Below are 18,397 nucleotides of genomic sequence, written 5' to 3' on the forward strand. Positions count from 1 at the left end.
CTGCTTCATCGCAGCTTCAGGTTGCCGGACTAGGGTCGCGCTCTGTATCCCCTGGCGGAGCCCTGCCATGTCCGAAGATGAGACCCTTGCTGCCACTCCCGAGGAGGCGGCCGACAGCCACTGGCCGCTGGTGCGGATCCTGGCCGGCATCCTCGCCAGCGCCCTGATCGGCGGCGTCGGCCTGCCCCTGCTGGATGCCACCCACGGGCCCTGGGATGCGGCGACCCTGCTGGTGACCGGGGTGCTCGGCTGGGGCTTCGCCCTGCTGGTGACGCTCTGCGTGCGCTAGGCGGCTGACTCCGGCGCAGCCGGCAACCGCAGGGCAAAGACCGCGCCCTCGGCGGCGTTGCGCGCGGCCAGGCTGCCACCCTGGGCCTGGACGATGGCCGAGGACACCGCCAGGCCCAGTCCCAGGCCTTCGCCGACCGGCTTGGTGGTAAAGAAGGGATCGAACACCTGGTCCAGGTGCTCGGCGGCGATGCCGCCCCCGTTGTCGGCCACCTCCAGCAACCAGCCATCCCCCTCCCGCGCGAGGCTGACCCGGATCTGCGGCCGGGGTCGCTCTGCCACGGCGTCGAGGGCGTTGCGCAGCAGATTGACCAGCACCTGCTCCAGGCGGATGGGATCGCCCAGTAACCAAGCCGGACGCGGCAGCTCCAGGATCAGTTCCACGGCCAGTTCGGCGCGGCGCGCCTCCAGCAATTCCAGCGCCTGATCCACCACCCGCGCCAGATCGACCCGCTCACGCAGCCCGGCGGGGGTCTTGCGCGCATAGGTCTTGAGGTGGGCGGTGAGGCCGCTCATGCGGGTCAGCAGGCCATCGAGGCGCTCCAGGGCGGCGCGGGCCTCGTCCAGCCGACCGTGATCCAGCAGTAGGCGCAGACTCGCCAGGTGCATGCGCTGGGCGGTGAGCGGCTGGTTGAGTTCGTGCACCAAGGCCGCCGACATCTGCCCCAGGGCGGCCAGCTTGGCGGCCTGCACCAGGCCGTCCTGAGCGGTGCGGAGTTCCGCGGTGCGGGCCTCCACCAGTTGCTCCAGTTCCAGGCGACTGCGCTGGCGCAGCCGCTGCAGCCGGCGCCGTTGCGCCCAGAGGAGACCGGCGCAGACCAGCAGCAGCCAGGCGCAGGCGGCGGCCAGGGCCGCGCCCGGGCCGCCGCCCTGCAGGTCGTGGGTGGGCCGGAGCAGGTGCAGGGTCCAGCCTTCGCTGGGCAGCGGCAGGCTGTCCCAGAGGTAGTCGGCGCTGCCTTCGGGAGCCTGGATGTGCGCTACCTGGCGCTGCTCGCCGAGCACCCGCTCCTGGCGATAGGGCAGGGGTTGCAGGGTGCGCCGGTCGTACTGGCGGGTGGTGGCCAGTTCGGCGCGATCGGCCGGGGTCAGCTCGCGCAGCAGGCGATAGCGCCAGGCCGGGCGATTGGCGGCAAAGACCACGCCGCGGGCATCGCTCACCAGCAGCACCTCGGGATGCTCGCCCCAACGTGCCTCGATGGCGGGGAATTCCAGCTTGACCACCACCGCGCCGAGAAAGCGCCCCTGGGCGTCCAGCACGGCATGGGAGAGGAAATAGCCGGGAATGCCGGTGGTGACCCCCACGGCATAGAAGCGGCCGCTGCCGCCGGCCAGGGTCTCGCGGAAATAGGGCCGGAAGCCGTAGTTGTGGCCGACATAGCTGGTGGGCAGCCGCCAGTTGCTGGCGCCGATGGCCAGGCCCGTGCGATCCAGCAACTCCAGGGTCGAGGACTGGGCGGCCGTGTTCAGGCGCTCCAGCTTGAGATTGAGGCGCTCGGTGGCGGCGGCATCGGGCGGGGTGGTGAGGGCGGCGATCAGCTCCGGGTCCTGGGCCAGCACCGTCGGCAGGGCGCGAAAGCGGTCGATCAGGGTCTGCAGGCCGCTGGCGTGCAGGCGCAACTGCTCCTGGCCGAGCAGACTGGCCTCGGTCAGGCTCGCCTGTTCGGCGCGGTGCCAGGCCTGGCTGCCCAGCAACAGGCAGCCGATCAGGGCGAGCAGCAGGACCGGCAGCAGGCGCAGGGCTGGGGGCATGGCAGGAGACCGTGGCAGGGATGGCCGGACGATAGCACGGCGGGGAGGAGGCGGCTCAGGCCGAGGCGGCGGTGCGCTGGGCGATCTGCTCGGGCTGGAAATCGCAGGTGAAGCAGCTGCCCTCGCCAGGCACGCTGTGGATGTCCAGGCCGCCGCGATGACGGATCAGCACGTGCTTGACGATGGCCAGGCCCAGGCCGGTGCCGCCGGTGCTGGAGGCGCGGCTGGCGTCGAGGCGATAGAAGCGTTCGGTCAGACGCGGCAGGTGGCGGGCGTCGATGCCGGGACCGTTGTCCTGTACCGCGACGTGGGCACCTGCGGCGTCCTGCCAGGCGCGCACCCGCACCTCGCCGCCCCCGGGGCTGTACTTGACCGCGTTGAACACCAGGTTGGAAAAGCAGCTGCGCAATTCGGTCTCGCTGCCCAGCAGGGCCAGACCCGGCTCGCACTCCAGGCTCAGCCGGTGGCCCACGGCGCCGGACAGGGCGCGGCCGTCCTGCAGGATGGAGGCGAGCAGCGGCTCCAGGGCCACCGGGCGGTTGTCAGCGGGATAGTCGGTGGCTTCCAGGCGGGCCAGCAGCAGCAGGTCGTCGATGGTGTGCTGCATGCGTCCGGCCTGTTGCTGCATCTGCCCCAGCGCCCGCCGCCAGCGCGGGGTGGCGTGGTCGGCGTTGTCCAGCAGGGTCTCCAGGTAGCCGGTGATCACCGTCAGCGGGGTGCGCAATTCGTGGGAGACGTTGGCGACGAAATCCTTGCGCATCTGTTCCAGCTGGTGGACGCGGGTCACGTCGCGCACCAGCAGCAGCCGATCGCCTTCGCCGAAGCGGGTGACCAGGATGTGCAGGTACTGGTCGTCATTGAGCGGCGAGGCCAGCTCCAGCGGCTCGCCATAGTCGCCGCCGAGAAAGTAGTCGGAAAAGCGCGGATGGCGTACCAGGTTGGTGATGGGCTGGCCGAGATCCTGGGGCTGGCGCAGGCCGAGCAGGGTCTCTGCGGCGCGATTCCACCATTCCAGATTGCCATGGCGATCCACCAGGATGATGGCATCGCGCAGGGCCTCGGTGGAGGCCTGGGCGCGACCGATGACGGCGAGCAGTTCCTCGCGCTGGCGCTGTTCGTGGCGTTGGCGGCGGTAGAGCCGATCCAGCACATCGCCCCACAGGCCCTCGGCTTCCGGCGGCGCGCCCGGGGCCTCGCTCAGCAGCCAGGCGTGCAGGCGCAAGAGGTGCCTAAGGGTGACCGCCAGATAGACCGCCAGTCCCAGGGCCACCGCCAGGCCGACATGGCCGAAGGGCCAGCCGGCCAGGGCGCAGCCGGCGACCACGGTCGACAGCTGGGTGGCCAGGCGGGAGCACCAGTTGATGTTCACGGCGGCGGTGGTCCCGCGTCAGAGTTTGGTGGAAAAGCGATACCCGGTGCCGCGCACCGTCTGTACCAGGTTCTCGTAGGTCTCGCCGAGGGCCTTGCGCAGGCGGCGGATGTGCACGTCCACGGTACGTTCCTCGACATAGACGTTGCCACCCCAGACCTGATCCAGCAGCTGGCCGCGGGTATAGGCGCGCTCCTGGTGGGTCATGAAGAATTGCAGCAGACGGTATTCGGTGGGACCCATCTCGGCGGGCGCGCCGTCGATGGTCACCCGGTGGCTGATCGGATCGAGGATCAGGCCGTTGACCTCCAGCGGACCGTCGTTCTCCAGGTGCCCGGTGCGGCGCAGCACGGCTTTCAGGCGCGCCACCAGCTCGCGGGGCGAGAAGGGCTTGGTGATGTAGTCGTCGGCACCGGTCTCCAGGCCCTGGACCTTGTTGTCCTCGTCACCCTTGGCCGTGAGCATGATGATGGGGATGGCGTCGGTCAGCTCGTCGCGCTTGAGGCGGCGGGCCAGCTCCAGGCCGGAGGTGCCGGGCAGCATCCAGTCGAGCAGGATGAGATCGGGCTTGCGATCGACGATCAGGGCGTGGGCGTCCTTGCTGTTGTCCGCCTCCAGGCATTCATAGCCTGCCATTTCCAGGGCCACGGCGATCATCTCGCGAATGGGCGCCTCATCGTCGACGATCAGGATGGATTTACCCGTCATGGAGCGCTCTGCCTCTCGAGTCCTTGCAATGTGCCGTGCATTAGATAGCGCCAATATTGCAGCTATGTGACAAGGCTGTCATATCTAACTTATATCCCAACATGTGGGATGACGTATCACATATTGAGATTTGCCAGCGAGGCTTCTAGAGTGGAGGCCATGAACGACAACAATTCCAACAAGGGCGAAGCGCCCAGCGGGGCCCAGGCCCTGTTTCGCGGTCTGGCCGTGCTCGAAGCCGTGGCCGCCGGGGCTGATAGCCTGGCCCAGGTTGGCGCCGCCATCGGCTGCACCCGCAGCACCACCCATCGGCTGGTCGCTGCCCTGACCCAGGCCGGCTACCTGCGCAGCGATGGCGGGCGACTGATCCTCGGCAGCCATCTCATCGCCCTCGGCTACCAGGCCCGCGAGCAGCTACCGCTGACCGGTGTGGCCCGGCCCCATCTGCAACGCCTGGCCCAGCACTGTGGCGACACCGTGCACCTCGGCGTGCGCGAGGGCGGCGATGTCCTCTATCTCGACAAGCTGCCCGGCAGCCGTGGCCTGGAGATGAGATCCCGGGTCGGGCTGCGCATGCCGCTGGCGCTGACCGGGGTCGGCAAGGCGCTGATGCTGGATCTCGCCGAGGGCGAGTGGGAAGCCCTCTATGGCGAAGGCGTGGCCCGGCGCACCGGCCAGCCCGGGCTGCGCGAGGATTTCCTGCCCTGGGCGGACTATTGCGCGCGGCTGCGGCGCCACGCCGTCGAGGGCTATGCCCTGGATCTGGAAGAGAACGAACTGGGCATCCGCTGCGTGGCCGCGCCCATCCGCGGCGCCGACGGCGGCATCGTCGCGGCCCTCAGCGTGGCCAGCGCCATCCCCTATATGCCCGAGGCGCGGCTGCATGAATTGCAGCCCGAGGTCACTGCCTGTGCCCGGGCCATTTCCCGCGAACTCGGCTGGAGTCCTGCATGACCACCACCCCGCACCTCATCGGCCTCGACTGGGGCACCTCGTCCCTGCGGGCCCAGCTGTTCGACGCCCAGGGCGCCGTGCTGGAAACCCGCAGCCGGCCCTGGGGCATCATGCACGTGCCCGACGGTGACTTCGCCGCGGCCTATCGCACCCTGGTGGGCGACTGGCGCGAGGCCCAGCCGGACCTGCCCGCCATCGCCTGCGGCATGGTCGGCAGCCGCGGCGGCTGGCGCGAGGTGCCCTATGCCGATTGCCCGGCCGACGTCCATAGCCTGGCCGCCGGCCTGCTGCGCCTGGACACGGGTTGCGGCGACCTGCATCTGGTCCCCGGCGTCATGCAGCGCGGCGCCTTGCCCAACGTCTTGCGCGGCGAGGAAACCCAGGTGTTCGGCGCCCTCGAACTGGAGCCGGACCTGGCCGCCGAGGCCCTGCTGGTCCTGCCCGGCACCCACAGCAAGTGGGTGCGGGTGCGCGACGGCCGTCTCACCGACTTCGCCACCTACATGACCGGCGAACTGTTCGCCGTCTTGCGCGAGCACTCCATCCTCGGTCGTCCGGCCAGCGAGGCCGGTCCCGAAGCCAGCGCCGAGGCCTTTCGCCTGGGTCTCACCACCGCCCGCGACGCCGGCGCCGAGGGTCTGTTCGGCCGCCTCTTCACCGCCCGCAGCCGGGTACTGGCCGGCGAGCTGGGCGCGGCGCACAGCCTCGACTACCTCTCCGGCCTGCTGATCGGCGAAGAGTTGCGCAGCCAGGTCGCCGCCCTCGCGGGCGCTCCCTGCCCACCCCTGGTGCTGATCGGCGACGCGGCGCTCTGCCAGCGCTATCGCGACGCCCTGGCGCTGTTCGACATCCACCAGGTCCGCCTGCTGGAGCAGGCCACCCGGGCCGGGCTCTGGCGCCTGGCCCAGGCCGCCGGCCTGCTTTCCACCTCTGGAGGCTCCCATGCTTGATACCTATCTCAAGGACCTGCCGCTGATCGCCATCCTGCGCGGCGTCACCCCGGACGAGATCGTCGCGGTCGGGCGCGCCCTGTATGACGCCGGCTTTCGCGTCATCGAGATCCCACTCAATTCGCCGCAGCCCTACGAGAGCATCCGCCGGCTCACCGCCGAGCTGGGCGAGAGCTGCCTGATCGGCGCCGGCACCGTGCTCACCGAAGCCCAGGTGGCCGAGGTGGACGCCGCCGGGGGTCGCCTGATCGTCTCGCCCAACGCCAACCTGGCGGTGATCCGCGCCAGCAAGGCCGCCGGCCTGGTCAGCGCCCCGGGCGTGGCCACCCCCTCGGAGGGCTTCGCCGCCCTCGACGCCGGTGCCGACAGCCTCAAGCTGTTTCCCGCCGAGCAACTCGGTCCGGCGGTGGTCAAGGCCTGGCGCGCGGTCTTTCCCAAGGAGCTGGCGCTCTTGCCGGTGGGCGGCATCACCCCAGACAACATGGGGCCCTACGTGGCCGCCGGTGCCAACGGCTTCGGTCTCGGCTCGGCGCTGTACAAGCCGGGGCTGAGCGCCGCCCAGGTAAGTGCCAATGCCCAGGCGTTTGCGGCCGGGTGGCGAGTAGCCAAAGGTTCCTGATTATCGCGGTCATGGACCGCTCCTACAGATACCCGGTGCCTCCGTGTAGGAGCGGCCCATGGCCGCGATTTCAAACAATTAAAATCGAGATTCCCACACCATGAAGATCACCAAACTCACCACCTATGTCGTCCCGCCGCGCTGGTGCTTTCTCAAAATCGAGACCGACGAGGGCATCCACGGCTGGGGCGAACCCGTGCTGGAAGGCCGTGCCCACAGCGTGGCGGCGGCGGTCGAGGAACTGGCCGACTACCTGATCGGCAAGGACCCGCGCAACATCGAGGATCACTGGACGGTGCTCTACCGCGGCGGCTTCTATCGCGGCGGCGGCATCCACATGAGCGCCCTGGCCGGCATCGACCAGGCGCTGTGGGACATCAAGGGCAAGGCCCTGGGCGTGCCGGTGCACGAGCTGCTCGGCGGCCAGGTGCGCGACAGCATCCGCGTCTATTCCTGGATCGGCGGCGATCGCCCGGCGGAGACCGCGGCCCAGGCGCTGGAGCGCCAGGCCAAGGGCTTCACCGCGATCAAGATGAACGCCAGCGAAGAGATGCAGTTCGTCGACACCTACGCCAAGGTCGACCAGGTGATCGCCAACGTTGCCGCCATCCGCGACGCCTGCGGGCCGCACTTCGGCATCGGCGTGGACTTCCATGGCCGGGTGCACAAGCCCATGGCCAAGGTGCTGGTCAAGGAGCTGGAGCAGTTCCGCCTGATGTTCATCGAGGAGCCGGTGCTCAGCGAGCACCACGAGGCGCTCAAGGAGATCGCCCTGATGAGCAACACGCCCATCGCTCTGGGCGAGCGGCTGTACTCGCGCTGGGACTTCAAGCGCATCCTCCAGGAAGGCTACGTCGACATCCTGCAGCCCGATCCGTCCCATGCCGGCGGCATCACCGAGACGCGCAAGATCGCCAACATGGCCGAGGCCTACGACGTCGCCATCGCCCTGCATTGCCCGCTCGGCCCCATCGCCCTGGCGGTCAACCTGCAGCTGGACGCCAACTGCTACAACGCCTTCATCCAGGAGCAGAGCCTGGGCATCCACTACAACCAGGGCAACGACCTGCTGGACTACATCAAGAATCCCGAGGTGTTCGACTACGCGGATGGCCACGTCAAGATTCCCCAGGGACCGGGGCTGGGCGTCGAGGTCAACGAGGAGTACGTCAAGGAACAAGCCGCCATTGGCCATCGCTGGCGCAACCCGGTGTGGCGGCACAAGGACGGCAGTTTCGCCGAGTGGTAAATCTTCGATTCAACGCTGCTGCGCTTGCCGGAGCGGCGTTGAAAGCCGGTTCGAAATGCTCATGCACTTGATGTGCACTCCGCTTTCTCACCGGCTTTCGCCTTGCTCCGCCTGCGCTCGCGACGCGTTGCTTTCGAAGATTGGCGCCGCTGCTCCCTCACCCCAACCCTCTCCCGAGAGGAGAGGGGGCAGGAGCGGAAGCACCTACCTCAACCTCCGCACCGACCATCCCCTCTCCCGCTGGGAGAGGGTCAGGGTGAGGGCCGCCGCGGCGCCCTGACCCCCAGACATCGACAACGCTCGCCACAACGTCAATTACAGGACCCGAGCCATGCCCACTCCCACCCACGCCTCCCCGGCGGCGGCCGCGGCCGCGCCGACCCTGGCCAAGCCCAGTCGGGCCCGCTTCTTCATCATGACGCTGCTGTTCGTCACCGTGGTGATCAACTACCTCGACCGCAGCAACCTCTCCATCGCCGCGCCGCACCTGGCGCAGGACCTGGGCATCGAACCGGTGCACATGGGGCTGATCCTCTCGGCCTTTGGCTGGACCTACGCCGCCATGCAGATCCCCGGTGGCTGGCTGGTGGACAAGGTGGCCCCGCGCATCCTCTATCCGGTGGCCATCGCGCTCTGGTCGCTGGCCACCATCGGTCTGGGCTTCGTCGGCAGCTTTATCGGCCTGATCATCCTGCGCCTCGCCGTGGGGGCCCTGGAGGCGCCGGCCTATCCGATCAACAACCGGGTGGTCACCACCTGGTTTCCCGAGCGCGAGCGGGCCACCGCCATCGGCTTCTACACCTCCGGCCAGTTCGTCGGCCTGGCCTTTCTCACCCCGGTGCTGATCTACCTGCAGCAGACCTTCGGCTGGCACATGGTCTTTGTCGTCACCGGCGGCGTCGGCATCCTCTGGGCGGCCATCTGGTACCTGGTCTATCGCGAACCCAAGGATTTCCGCGGTGCCAATGCCGCCGAGGTCGCGCTGATCCAGGAGGGCGGTGGCCTGGTCGATCTGGAACAGAAGAATCGCAGCCGCGCCGCCTTCCGGTGGCGTGACCTCTGGAGCGTGCTCAACAAGCGCAAGCTCTGGGGCATCTACATCGGCCAGTTCTGCCTCAATTCCACCCTCTGGTTCTTCCTGACCTGGTTCCCCACCTACCTGGTGAAATACCGCGGCATGGACTTCATCAAGGCCGGCTTCCTCGCCTCGCTGCCGTTCCTCGCCGCCTTTCTCGGCGTGATCTGCTCGGGCCTGCTGTCGGACTGGCTGATCCGTCGCGGCGCCTCCGTGGGCCTGGCGCGCAAGCTGCCGATCATTGGCGGCCTCTTGATCTCCACCAGCATCGTCGGCGCCAACTTCGTCGATTCGCCCGCGCTGATCATCGCCTGCCTGGCGCTGGCCTTCTTTGGCAACGGCCTGGCCTCCATCACCTGGTCGATGGTCTCGGCCATGGCGCCGGAGCGGCTGATCGGTCTCACCGGCGGGATGTTCAACTTCATCGGCAATCTCTCGGCCATCTGCGTGCCCATCGTCATCGGCTTCCTGGTCAAGGACGGCAGCTTCGCCCCGGCCATTGCCTTCATCGGCGTGACCGCGCTGATCGGCGCCCTCTGCTACGGCCTGGTGGTGGGCAAGGTGGAACGTCTGCCCGAATAAGGGCGACTAATGGAGCGCCTTCCGTCCTGGTTGCGGAGGCGCTCTGCCGCCGGCCATGCCGGACCCATAACGACAACAAAGGAGTCTCCCCATGCCACTCGCCCGTCGCACCTTTCTTGGCGTGTCCCTGGCCGCCTCGGCCGGTTTGGTCGCCAGTCGCGCCCTGGCCGACGACAAGTTCGGCCTCACCCGCAACTGGGAGGGCAAGCCGCCCATCGTCATGCCCGATCCGGCCTGGGAGATCCACGACCCGGCCTTCAAGGGTCGCCTGGGCAACGCCTTCGTCGAACGACTGTGGTCCGGCGGTCTCTGGACCGAAGGCCCGGTGTGGATGGCCGACTGGCGCTGCCTGCTGTTCAGCGACATCCCCAATGCCCGGGTGATGCGCTGGAGCGCCGACGACGGCCATGTCAGCGTCTATGACGACCAGTCCCACAACGCCAACGGTCACACCCGCGATCGCGAGGGTCGGCTGATCAGCTGCGAGCACGACAGCCGCCGCGTGACCCGCCGCGAGTTGAACGGCAGCGTCACGGTGCTGCTCGACCGCTTCGACGGCAAGCCGCTGAACGCGCCCAACGACGTGGTGGTCGGCGCTGACGGCGCCATCTGGTTCACCGATCCGGGCTACGGCATCCTCGGCGCCTACGAGGGCCACAAGGCCGACTTCGAGCTGCCCACCAACGTCTATCGCATCGACCCCCAGGGCAAGGCCACGGTGGCGGTGGGCGACTTCGGCCGCCCCAATGGCCTGGCCTTCGCGCCCGACGGCAAGCGCCTCTACATCAGCGACACCGCCGGCGGCGGCAATCCCGGCAAGCCCAATCACCTCAGGGCGTTCACCGTGAAGGACGACGGCACCCTCGGCGGCGGCGAGGTGCTGATCGACGCCAAGGAGCAGGGCGTGATCGACGGCTTCCGCGTCGACAGCGACGGCAACCTCTGGTGCAGCTGGGCCGGCTCGGCCGAGCAGAACAGCGTGCGGGTCTTTACGCCGGGCGGTCAGCCGCTGGCCACCCTGCACCTGCCGGAAACCGTCTCCAACGTCGAATTCGGCGGCCTCAAGGGCAATCGCCTGTTCATCACCGGCGGCGGTTCGCTCTATGCCACCTATGTGAACGCCCAGCCCGCGCGGCTCTGGTAGGGGCTTCTCATCGGCCGAACCAAGGGTCGTTGGACAGGTCTGTAACAAACGGATACGGAACGACCCGCGACAACAAGATCGCCCACAAGGCGAGCGAGGAGCCTCAGTCATGAGCAACACCACTACCCACGCCGACGGTCACGTCACCGAAAAGGCGCAGCCCAAGGCGATCTTCGCCTGCCTGATGGCCGCCCTGGCCGGCCTCATGTTCGGCCTCGACATCGGCGTCATCTCAGGCGCCACCAAATTCATCCAGCAGGAATTCCAGATCTCCGATCAGGTGATCGAGTGGATCGTCTCCAGCATGATGGCCGGCGCCGCCCTGGGCGCGCTGGGCGCCGGTTCGCTGTCGGCCAAGCTGGGGCGCAAGAAGTCCCTGATGCTGGGCGCCATCCTGTTCGTCATCGGCTCGATCCTCTGTGGCCTGGCCACCTCGCCGACCATGCTGATCTTTGCCCGCTTTCTGCTCGGCCTGGCCATCGGCATCGCCTCCTTCACCGCGCCGCTGTACCTGGCCGAGGTCGCCCCGGAAAACATCCGCGGCTCGATGATCTCGCTGTACCAGCTGATGATCACCGCCGGCATCCTGATCGCCTTCCTGTCCAACACCGCCTTCAGCTACTACGAGGCCTGGCGCTGGATGCTCGGCATCATCGCCATCCCCGGGGTGCTGTTCCTGATCGGCGTCTTCGCCCTGCCGGACAGTCCGCGCTGGCTGATCATGGCCGGGCGCAAGCAGGAGGCCATCAAGGTCCTGCACAAGCTGCGCGGTGACGAAAAGGTCATCCAGCAGGAAGTCGCCGAGATCGAAGAGCAGCTCAAGGTGCCGCAGAAGGGCTGGTCGCTGTTCAAGGAGAACGCCAACTTCCGCCGCTCGGTGGGCCTGGGCGTGCTCTTGCAGGTGGTGCAGCAATTCACCGGCATGAACGTGGTGATGTACTACGCGCCGCGCATCTTCGAAGGCATGGGCTACGACACCGCCGCCCAGATGTGGTTTACCGCCGCGGTCGGTCTGACCAACGTGCTGGCCACCTTCATCGCCATCTTCCTGGTCGACAAGTGGGGCCGCAAACCCATCCTCTATACCGGCTTCGTGGTCATGGCCGTAGGCCTGGGCGTGGTCGGCACCATGCTCGGCATGGGCAACCTGAGCCACGGCCAGCAGACCTTTACCGTGGTCATGCTGCTGATCTTCATCGTCGGCTTCGCCATGTCGGCCGGTCCGCTGATCTGGACCCTGTGCTCGGAAGTCCAGCCGCTCAAGGGCCGCGACTTCGGTATCGGCTGCTCCACCTTCACCAACTGGATCGCCAACATGATCGTCGGCGCCACCTTCCTGACCATGCTGGGCACCCTGGGGCAGGGCACCACCTTCTGGATCTATGCCGGTCTGAACGTGGTGTTCATCTTCCTGGTGTTCCTGCTGGTACCGGAGACCAAGGGCGTCACCCTGGAGCGCATCGAACGCAACCTGATGCAGGGCAAGCGCCTGCGCGACCTCGGTCAGTAGGCTCGAGCGCACAGGAAAACGCCCGGCATAGCCGGGCGTTTTTCATTACCGATCCCAGTGCTTGTGTCGGTGCTTGGCGTGCTTCCAGCCCTTGCCGGGGTGGTCGCGATAGCCCCGATAGCCGCGGTCGTCGCGACCGCTGTCGCCGAGGTTGTTGCCCAGGGCACCGCCGGCACCGCCCCCCAGGGCCGCGCCGACCAGACCGCCGGTGCTACCACCGACTCTATTGCCGATCACGTTGCCGCCCGCCGCGCCCAGGCCACCGCCGATGGCGGCCTCGGTACGATTGCGCCGGTCAGCGCCCAGTACACCACCTGCTGCACCGCCGACGCCGGCACCGATGGCCGCACCGGTGCTGCCGCCGACCTGCTGGCCGACCAGGGTACCGAGTACGCCACCCACGGCGCCGCCGAGTCCGGCTTCGGTATTGCCCGCATACGCCGGGGCAACGCCCGCAGGGCAAGCAACAAGAACAGGGCTGAAGGTTTCATGGAGTCCACTCCGTGGTAGAGACGAGCCGATCCTCGGCAAAAATCGCTGCCCTGGCAAGTACCGAACGGTCGTTTGAATGGTAAAGGTTGTCTTTACCCATTCCTTTGATTTCCTTGAACAAACCTATACGGGAATCGCCGGTCTCGCGCCTTTTCAGGGTCTGGAACGAGGCCTGCAGCCGGGCGAAGGCTGGTCTAGACTCAAGGCGATCGCGCCGCCAAGGGGACTCCATGATTCATGCTCGTCTGCTGTCCGGCTGTCTCCTGTTCCTTGTCAGCGCCAGCGCCTCGGCCTGGGAATACACCCTCATCGCCCCCGACAAGCCGGTGCAGAACTGGAGCATCAGCAGCGATCGCCTGGGCCTGCGCGATGGCCTGGCCTTTGCCGTCGGCGTGCACCGCCTGAGTGGCGGGCGCCAGGAAGGCTCGGTGCTGATCGAGATCGACACCGGCGCCCTGCAACTCACCGTGGTGGCGACCCGCGGCATGAACGTCCTGCGCGCCCAGGCCGGCACCCTGCGACTGGGCTGGGATTCGCCGGTGCGCGAGGTGGTCAATCCGGCCTTCGTCAACCTGGAGAGCCGCAATGGCCTGGGCTGGTTGGAAGGCTTCAACGAACTGGTGGCGCGCGCCGGCTTCGAGTGGGTCGGCCACCCCGGAATGGACCAGGGGCAACTGCTGACCCTGCACGGTCGGGCCAGCTACCTGCCGGCCAGCCAGGTGGTGCTGACCATCGACGAACAGCCGCCGCACCGCATCAGCCTCAAGGGCGTGCTGCACGAGGAGGCCTTCAAGCAGGCCAACTTTCGCATCGACACCGAACTGGTCACCCACGCCGGGGCCACCGGCTTCACCCTGCACGATCGCCTGACCAACCAGGGGGCGCACGCCGCCGAGTACCAGGTGCTCTATCACAGCAATTTCGGGCCGCCGCTGCTCGGTGAAGGCGCCCGGTTCGCCGCGCCGGTGCGGGAGGTGTCACCCTTCGATGCGCGGGCGCGCCAGGAGCTGGCGGAGTGGCAGACCTATCGCGCGCCCACGCCGGGCTATGGCGAGACGGTCTACAACCTCTATCCCTGGGGCGACGATCAAGGGCGCAGCCTCGCGGTACTGCACGATCGCAGTGCCCACCAGGGCGTGGCGCTGGCCTTCAATGTGCGGGAATTGCCGGTCTTCACCCTGTGGAAGAACACCGATGCCAAGGCCCAGGGCTATGTCACCGGCCTGGAGCCGGGCACCAGCTTTTCCTACAACCGCAGCCAGCAGCGGGCCCTGGGGCTGGTGCCGCGCATCGAGGCCGGCGGCACGCGCGACTTCACTCTCGACTATCGGCTGCTGGCCACCGCCGCCGAGGTCCGGCAGGCGCTGGAGCAGGTCGAAGGCATCCGCCACGGACGGCCGACCCAGGTGCGCGAGGCGCCGCTGGCCCGGGAGCCCTAGCGGCAAGGCCGGCGGGTGCTAGCGCCGCGCGGGCAGGGGGCGGGTGCGGCCGCTGCCATCGATGGCCACGAAGACGAATACCGCCTCGGTCACCTTGCTCCACTCGCTGGACAGCGGATCGTCGCTCCAGACCTCGATGAGGATCTGGATGGAGCTGCGGCCCACCTCCAGGGTGTTGGTATAGAAGGAGAGCTGTGCGCCCACGGGCACCGGCGTCATGAAGGCCATGCGGTCGATGGCCACGGTGGCCACGCGCCCGGCGGCCAGGCGACTGGCCATGGCGCTGCCGGCCAGGTCCATCTGGGCCACCAGCCAGCCGCCGTAGATGTCGCCGAAGCCATTGGTCTCGCGGGGCAGCGCAGTGATCTGCATGGCCAGGTCGCCCTGGGGGATGGGATCTTCTTGTTCGAGCTCTTCGATCATGACAGGGCCCTCGGGAGCCCGGATAGGTAGGTAACGTTCAGCATCTGCACGCAAGAATGCTGCCAATCTCTCGGCGGAGATCGTTAGGGGGCTACAGTATAACGCCTGGGGCAGGGCGGCTCGACCGCTTTTGCACCAGGATGGAACAGCCATAGCTCGGCAGATGGGCCCTGAATGGGCACTGAATGAATAGCGGAAATTCCTTGCAGATTTGCTATCGTGGAGACCGTGCACGGCCAGGCAATCCAGAGGGCCCTGCACGTCCGATGATCAGGTAATGATCGGTAGACCTGCTGCTGCCGTGCTCCACAAGAGCGCAGGCGGCGCAGTGCAGGTCCGGCGCCCATCCGGCGACCCGCCCGATCCCTGCCAGCCGCTCCAGGCGGACGGTCACTCGGGGCCGCGTCTTGTCCGCTACACCCGGAGGGATGCCAGAGGCCGAATTTCCTTTGCGCTCCTCTCTTGTCCGGGATCCTCGATGAAACTGCAATCCGCCTCTGCGCCGCTCACGTCGCGCCCTCTGGGCCGCAACGACTACAAGACCCTCTCGCTGTCCGCCCTGGGCGGTGCGCTGGAGTTCTACGACTTCGTCATCTTCGTCTTCTTCGCCGCGGTGGTGGGGAAGCTGTTCTTTCCCGCCGACATGCCCGACTGGCTGCGGCAGATGCAGACCTTCGGCATCTTCGCCGCGGGTTACCTGGCGCGTCCGCTGGGCGGCATCATCATGGCCCACTTCGGTGACCTGCTCGGGCGCAAGAAGATGTTCACCCTGAGCATCTTCATGATGGCCCTGCCGACCCTGGGCATGGGCCTGATGCCCACCTACGCCCAGATCGGCGTGGCCGCGCCGATCCTGCTGCTGGTGCTGCGCATCATCCAGGGCGCGGCCATCGGCGGCGAGGTACCCGGCGCCTGGGTGTTCGTCTCCGAACACGTCCCCGGCAAGCACGTCGGCTATGCCTGCGGCACCCTGACCGCCGGTCTCACCTTCGGCATCCTGCTCGGCTCGCTGATGGCGACCCTGATCAACACCGTCTTCACCCCGCTGGAAGTGGCCGACTACGCCTGGCGCTTTCCCTTCCTGATCGGCGGGGTCTTCGGCCTGTTTTCGGTCTATCTGCGCCGCTGGCTGCACGAGACGCCGGTGTTCGCCGAACTGGCGATCCACAAGTCGCTGGCCGAGGAAGTGCCGCTCAAGGCCGTGTTGCGCGACCACCGCAGCAGCGTGATCCTGTCCATGCTGCTGACCTGGATGCTCACCGCCGGCATCGTGGTGGTCATCCTCATGACCCCGACCCTGCTGCAGACCCAGTACGGCTTCTCCGCCGCCCTGGCGCTCAAGGCTAACAGCCTGGCCATCGTCTTTCTGACCCTGGGCTGCATCGTTTCCGGCGCCCTGTCCGATCGCTTCGGCAGCGGTCCGGTGTTCATCGGCGGCGGTCTGCTCTTGGCGGTGGCCAGCTGGGCGCTCTATGCCGGTCTGAAGGTCCATCCGGAATGGCTGTTCCCGCTCTATGCCCTGGCTGGCGCGGCGGTCGGCGTCATCGGCGGCGTGCCGCGGGTGATGGTGCTGGCCTTCCCGCCCAAGGTGCGCTTCTCGGGGCTGTCCTTCTCCTACAACGTGGCCTACGCCATCTTCGGCGGCCTGACCCCCATGGTCGTTACCCTGATGCTCAAGCAGCATCCGCTGGGCCCGGCCTGGTACGTCATGGGCCTGGCCCTGCTCGGCGTGGGCATCGGCTGCTACCTGCTCAGCCGCGAGCGCCGCGCCGCCGCCCTGGCCCCCGCCTGATCCCGGCCGGTCGCGCCGCCCGCCGCGGCGGCGTGACCGGGTTGGCCAGGCCGACCCGCAGGGACGACCTCGGCATCACCAAAAACGCCATCCCCACAGACGCCGCGCTTCGCGAGGACTAGGCTCGAACCGCTAAGGCTTGTTTGAAAAGTCGCCGAGCGAAGGTGAGGCAAGGAAAAAATCGGCGAGGAAGCGGAGTTTACGACCGGTAAATGAGCATTCCGAGCTGATTTTTGACGCCGCATCGCCGAGGCGCAGGCACTTTTCAGACAAAGCCCAGAGCCAGTCCAACAATAAGAGCGAGGTGCAACATGTCCGGTAATCGTGGCGTCGTCTATCTGGGCGCGGGCAAGGTCGAGGTGCAGACCATCCCCTACCCGAAGATGGAAACCCCGCAGGGCAAGCGTATCGACCACGGCGTCATCCTGCGCGTGGTCTCCACCAACATCTGTGGTTCCGATCAGCACATGGTGCGCGGCCGGACCACTGCCCCCGAAGGCCTGGTACTCGGCCACGAGATCACCGGCGAGGTCATCGAAGCGGGTCGCGACGTCGAGACCCTCAAGGTCGGCGACCTGGTCTCGGTGCCCTTCAACGTCGCCTGCGGTCGCTGCCGCACCTGCAAGGAGCAGGACACTGGCGTCTGCCTGACCGTCAATCCCTCGCGTGCCGGCGGTGCCTACGGCTACGTCGACATGGGCGGCTGGGTCGGTGGCCAGGCCGAATACGTGCTGGTCCCCTATGCCGACTTCAACCTGCTCAAGCTGCCGAATCGCGACGCGGCCATGGAAAAGATCCGTGACCTGACCTGCCTGTCCGACATCCTGCCCACCGGCTACCACGGCGCCGTCACCGCCGGCGTCGGTCCGGGCACCAGCGTCTATGTCGCCGGCGCCGGCCCGGTCGGTCTGGCAGCGGCCGCCTCGGCGCGCCTGCTGGGCGCCGCCGTGGTCATCGTCGGCGACGTCAATCCGGTACGCCTGGCCCATGCCAAGGCCCAGGGCTTCGAGATCGCCGACCTGTCCCAGGACACGCCGCTGCACGAGCAGATCGCCGCGCTGCTGGGCACGCCGGAAGTCGATTGCGCGGTCGACGCCGTCGGCTTCGAAGCCCGTGGCCATGGTCATGAAGGCGCCAAGAGCGAGGCCCCGGCCACCGTGCTGAACTCGCTGATGGGCATCGTGCGGGTGGCCGGCAAGATCGGCATTCCCGGCCTCTACGTCACCGACGATCCGGGTGCCGTGGACGCCGCCGCCAAGCAGGGTGCCCTGAGCATCCGCTTCGGTCTGGGCTGGGCAAAGTCCCACAGCTTCCACACCGGCCAGACCCCGGTGATGAAGTACAACCGCCAGCTGATGCAGGCGATCATGTGGGATCGCATCAAGATCGCCGACATCGTCGGCGTGCAGGTGATCACCCTGGACGAGGCCCCCCGCGGCTACAGCGAATTCGATTCGGGCGTCCCGAAGAAATTCGTCATCGACCCGCACAAGCTGTTCAGCGCGGCCTAGCTATTGCACTAAGGATTTTGCCCGAGACTGCTGGCCATTTGGCATTTCTCGGGCAAGCCGTGCAGTCGTTTGGCGCACCAGAGGGTCTACCTCCGCAGCGTCCGCCCCGGGCGCTGTTTTTTTTGGTGCCACAGACGAGGCCAGCATGACCCCGAATGTCCGTTCGACCCTTCGCCGTATCCTTCCCTTCCTGCTCATGGCCTCCGTGCTGCTGCTGGGCAGCAACCCGGCTCGTGCCGAAGGTGGCGTGTCCTTTCGCTTCGCCGAGGAAGGACAGGGCTGGATGCTGCGCGGCCCGGTCGATGTGCTCAAGTGGCCCTTCGTCTACGACCGCAGCCGCGAACGCGCGCGCAACACCCTGACGCGGCTGGACGGCGACACCCAGGTGCGGGTGATCGAGACCCGTTCCTTCCAGCGCTGGAAGCGCATCGAGGTGCAGCAGGACGGCCGTACCCTGCTGGGCTGGGTCGAAAGCTACAGCGTTCCCGAAGCCGTGCGACTGGACTGATCGGGAGCAAAAGGCCACCGCCATCAGTCACACCT

General features: G+C 67.5%; 17 protein-coding genes. 12 read left to right on the forward strand and 5 right to left on the reverse strand.

Annotated elements, in window-relative coordinates; genetic code table 11:
* The first annotated feature begins 67 nt into the window (after window positions 1–67).
* Window positions 68–289 carry a hypothetical protein gene (locus CFE50_RS07400; RefSeq protein WP_241807971.1) on the forward strand — a complete coding sequence of 74 codons (222 nt, stop codon included), beginning with the start codon at window positions 68–70 and terminating at the stop codon, window positions 287–289.
* Here the strand turns inward: CFE50_RS07400 and CFE50_RS07405 are convergent.
* The 3 genes from CFE50_RS07405 to phoB are packed head-to-tail and all read right to left on the reverse strand — an operon-like array spanning window position 286 to window position 4,114.
* Window positions 286–2,037 (reverse strand): sensor histidine kinase, encoded by a 1,752-nt coding sequence (locus CFE50_RS07405; RefSeq protein ID WP_286732314.1) that lies wholly within the window; start codon window positions 2,035–2,037, stop codon window positions 286–288. The genes CFE50_RS07400 and CFE50_RS07405 overlap by 4 nt on opposite strands.
* Window positions 2,038–2,092: 55 nt before the next feature.
* On the reverse strand, window positions 2,093–3,406 hold the full coding sequence (gene phoR / locus CFE50_RS07410) for a phosphate regulon sensor histidine kinase PhoR (protein WP_286732316.1): 1,314 nt from the start codon (window positions 3,404–3,406) through the stop codon (window positions 2,093–2,095).
* An 18-nt stretch (window positions 3,407–3,424) separates the two neighbouring features.
* Complete coding sequence (phoB, locus tag CFE50_RS07415) at window positions 3,425–4,114, reverse strand: phosphate regulon transcriptional regulator PhoB (RefSeq protein WP_007159925.1); 690 nt, start codon at window positions 4,112–4,114, stop codon at window positions 3,425–3,427.
* 159 nt (window positions 4,115–4,273) lie between these two features.
* Here phoB and CFE50_RS07420 point away from each other — a divergent pair, with 159 nt between their 5' ends.
* The 7 genes from CFE50_RS07420 to CFE50_RS07450 all read left to right on the forward strand — a co-directional run bounded on the left by CFE50_RS07420 (window position 4,274) and on the right by CFE50_RS07450 (window position 12,197).
* A complete protein-coding gene (locus CFE50_RS07420) occupies window positions 4,274–5,068 on the forward strand; it encodes an IclR family transcriptional regulator (protein ID WP_286732318.1) in 795 nt (264 codons plus the stop codon).
* Window positions 5,065–6,018 (forward strand): 2-dehydro-3-deoxygalactonokinase, encoded by a 954-nt coding sequence (locus CFE50_RS07425; RefSeq protein WP_286732320.1) that lies wholly within the window; start codon window positions 5,065–5,067, stop codon window positions 6,016–6,018. The genes CFE50_RS07420 and CFE50_RS07425 overlap by 4 nt, the downstream gene beginning before the upstream one ends.
* Window positions 6,011–6,637, forward strand: coding sequence for a 2-dehydro-3-deoxy-6-phosphogalactonate aldolase (locus tag CFE50_RS07430; RefSeq protein WP_286732322.1), 627 nt, complete (start codon window positions 6,011–6,013; stop codon window positions 6,635–6,637). The genes CFE50_RS07425 and CFE50_RS07430 overlap by 8 nt, the downstream gene beginning before the upstream one ends.
* A 100-nt stretch (window positions 6,638–6,737) precedes the next feature.
* Entirely contained in the window at window positions 6,738–7,886 is a 1,149-nt protein-coding gene (gene dgoD, locus CFE50_RS07435; protein ID WP_286732324.1) for a galactonate dehydratase, read from the forward strand.
* A gap of 331 nt (window positions 7,887–8,217) precedes the next feature.
* Window positions 8,218–9,543, forward strand: coding sequence for an MFS transporter (locus CFE50_RS07440; protein WP_286732325.1), 1,326 nt, complete (start codon window positions 8,218–8,220; stop codon window positions 9,541–9,543).
* 91 nt (window positions 9,544–9,634) lie between these two features.
* Entirely contained in the window at window positions 9,635–10,687 is a 1,053-nt protein-coding gene (locus tag CFE50_RS07445; protein ID WP_197852113.1) for an SMP-30/gluconolactonase/LRE family protein, read from the forward strand.
* 109 nt (window positions 10,688–10,796) lie between these two features.
* Window positions 10,797–12,197: a sugar porter family MFS transporter gene (locus CFE50_RS07450; protein WP_027597387.1), complete on the forward strand. Its 1,401-nt coding sequence runs from the start codon at window positions 10,797–10,799 to the stop codon at window positions 12,195–12,197.
* A gap of 45 nt (window positions 12,198–12,242) precedes the next feature.
* Here the strand turns inward: CFE50_RS07450 and CFE50_RS07455 are convergent, their stop codons facing one another.
* Window positions 12,243–12,719 (reverse strand): glycine zipper domain-containing protein, encoded by a 477-nt coding sequence (locus CFE50_RS07455; RefSeq protein ID WP_502694687.1) that lies wholly within the window; start codon window positions 12,717–12,719, stop codon window positions 12,243–12,245.
* A gap of 200 nt (window positions 12,720–12,919) precedes the next feature.
* On the opposite strand from CFE50_RS07455, the gene CFE50_RS07460 reads away from it, so the two are divergent.
* Window positions 12,920–14,128, forward strand: coding sequence for an aldose 1-epimerase family protein (locus tag CFE50_RS07460; RefSeq protein WP_286732327.1), 1,209 nt, complete (start codon window positions 12,920–12,922; stop codon window positions 14,126–14,128).
* Window positions 14,129–14,146: 18 nt separating this feature from the next.
* Here CFE50_RS07460 and CFE50_RS07465 read toward each other — a convergent pair whose 3' ends face one another.
* Window positions 14,147–14,548 carry an acyl-CoA thioesterase gene (locus CFE50_RS07465; RefSeq protein WP_026083995.1) on the reverse strand — a complete coding sequence of 134 codons (402 nt, stop codon included), beginning with the start codon at window positions 14,546–14,548 and terminating at the stop codon, window positions 14,147–14,149.
* 487 nt (window positions 14,549–15,035) lie between these two features.
* On the opposite strand from CFE50_RS07465, the gene CFE50_RS07470 reads away from it, so the two are divergent.
* From CFE50_RS07470 to CFE50_RS07480, 3 genes are all read left to right on the forward strand, one after another.
* A complete protein-coding gene (locus tag CFE50_RS07470; RefSeq protein WP_278443279.1) occupies window positions 15,036–16,343 on the forward strand; it encodes an MFS transporter in 1,308 nt (435 codons plus the stop codon).
* A gap of 311 nt (window positions 16,344–16,654) precedes the next feature.
* On the forward strand, window positions 16,655–17,854 hold the full coding sequence (fdhA, locus tag CFE50_RS07475) for a formaldehyde dehydrogenase, glutathione-independent (RefSeq protein ID WP_027597391.1): 1,200 nt from the start codon (window positions 16,655–16,657) through the stop codon (window positions 17,852–17,854).
* 145 nt (window positions 17,855–17,999) lie between these two features.
* Window positions 18,000–18,362, forward strand: a complete 363-nt coding sequence (locus tag CFE50_RS07480) for a hypothetical protein (protein ID WP_286732330.1) — start codon at window positions 18,000–18,002, stop codon at window positions 18,360–18,362.
* The last annotated feature ends 35 nt before the right edge of the window (window positions 18,363–18,397 follow it).

Origin of the sequence: Pseudomonas sp. PGPPP4 (genome assembly GCF_002256045.1) — a bacterium.
In the GTDB taxonomy this organism is placed as follows: Bacteria; Pseudomonadota; Gammaproteobacteria; order Pseudomonadales; family Pseudomonadaceae; genus Chryseomonas; species Chryseomonas oryzihabitans.

Coding starts and splice junctions, on each gene's coding strand:
- CFE50_RS07400 (WP_241807971.1), top strand. CDS start 68: ATGTCCGAAGATGAGACCCTTGCTGCCACTCCCGAGGAGGCGGCCGAC.
- CFE50_RS07405 (WP_286732314.1), bottom strand. CDS start 2,037: ATGCCCCCAGCCCTGCGCCTGCTGCCGGTCCTGCTGCTCGCCCTGATC.
- phoB (WP_007159925.1), bottom strand. CDS start 4,114: ATGACGGGTAAATCCATCCTGATCGTCGACGATGAGGCGCCCATTCGC.
- CFE50_RS07420 (WP_286732318.1), top strand. CDS start 4,274: ATGAACGACAACAATTCCAACAAGGGCGAAGCGCCCAGCGGGGCCCAG.
- CFE50_RS07425 (WP_286732320.1), top strand. CDS start 5,065: ATGACCACCACCCCGCACCTCATCGGCCTCGACTGGGGCACCTCGTCC.
- CFE50_RS07430 (WP_286732322.1), top strand. CDS start 6,011: ATGCTTGATACCTATCTCAAGGACCTGCCGCTGATCGCCATCCTGCGC.
- dgoD (WP_286732324.1), top strand. CDS start 6,738: ATGAAGATCACCAAACTCACCACCTATGTCGTCCCGCCGCGCTGGTGC.
- CFE50_RS07440 (WP_286732325.1), top strand. CDS start 8,218: ATGCCCACTCCCACCCACGCCTCCCCGGCGGCGGCCGCGGCCGCGCCG.
- CFE50_RS07445 (WP_197852113.1), top strand. CDS start 9,635: ATGCCACTCGCCCGTCGCACCTTTCTTGGCGTGTCCCTGGCCGCCTCG.
- CFE50_RS07450 (WP_027597387.1), top strand. CDS start 10,797: ATGAGCAACACCACTACCCACGCCGACGGTCACGTCACCGAAAAGGCG.
- CFE50_RS07460 (WP_286732327.1), top strand. CDS start 12,920: ATGATTCATGCTCGTCTGCTGTCCGGCTGTCTCCTGTTCCTTGTCAGC.
- fdhA (WP_027597391.1), top strand. CDS start 16,655: ATGTCCGGTAATCGTGGCGTCGTCTATCTGGGCGCGGGCAAGGTCGAG.
- CFE50_RS07480 (WP_286732330.1), top strand. CDS start 18,000: ATGACCCCGAATGTCCGTTCGACCCTTCGCCGTATCCTTCCCTTCCTG.